The following is a 919-nucleotide window of genomic DNA, read 5'->3' on the forward strand; positions in this document are numbered from 1 at the left end:
TTGTTGTTGCGTCAAGAATGTCTTTCAGAATACCGTTTTCTTTAGCTACTCTTAACATTTTCTCAACAGCCATACTATCTTTACGTAGTATAGCATAAGCAAGTGGTGTAACAGTTACTCTCCGACCATCTAGACATTTTATAGTTATTGTTGCGTTAAGAATATCTTTCAGAATACTGTTCTCCTTAGAGATTTTTAAAATTTCTTCAATAGCTATACTATTTTCACGCAGTATAGCATAAGCAAGTAGTGTGTAAGTTACTTCCCGGCTATCTGAATGTTTTATAGTTGTTGTTGCGTCAAGAATGTCTTTCAGAATATCGTTTTCTTTGGCTACTCTTAACATTTTCTCAACAGCTATACTATCTTTACGTAGTATAGCATAAGTAAGCGGTGCGCAAGTTTCTTCATGACCATCTGGACATTTTATAGTTGTTGTTGCATCAAGAATATCTTTCAGAATACTGTTCTCTTCAGCTGCTACTAGAATTTCTTTAATAGCTTTGCTATCCTTCCAGAACATAGCATAAGCAAGTGGCGCGTAAGTCACTTCCTTGTTATCTGGATATCTTATAGTTGCTGTTGTGTTAAGAATATCTTTCAGAATACCGTTCTCCTTAGAGACTTTTAAAATTTCTTCAATAGCTATACTATCTTCATATAGTATAGCATAAGCAAGTGGTGTAACAGTTGCTCTCCGACCATCTGGATATTTTATAGTTGTTGTTGCGTTAAGAATATCTTTCAGAATACCGCTTTCTTTAGAGACTTTTAAAGTTTCTTCAATAGTTTTGCTATTTTTACATAATATGGCATAAGTAAGTGGTGTGCAAGTTTCTTCCTGACCACCTGGATATTTTATAGTTGTTGTTGCGTCAAGAATGTCTTTCAGAATACCGTTTTCTTTAGCTACTCTTAA

At 34.3% G+C, this 919-nt stretch carries 1 protein-coding gene; it reads right to left on the minus strand.

Annotation, left to right across the window (positions count from 1 at the left end; all coding sequences use genetic code 11):
* Positions 1-919 (minus strand): WD_0033/WD_0034 family tandem repeat-containing protein (locus OZD68_RS00065; RefSeq protein ID WP_458695176.1); only part of this gene is annotated, 919 nt, incomplete at both ends.

Source organism: Wolbachia endosymbiont of Drosophila bicornuta (assembly GCF_028982105.1).
Lineage (GTDB): Bacteria > Pseudomonadota > Alphaproteobacteria > Rickettsiales > Anaplasmataceae > Wolbachia > Wolbachia pipientis.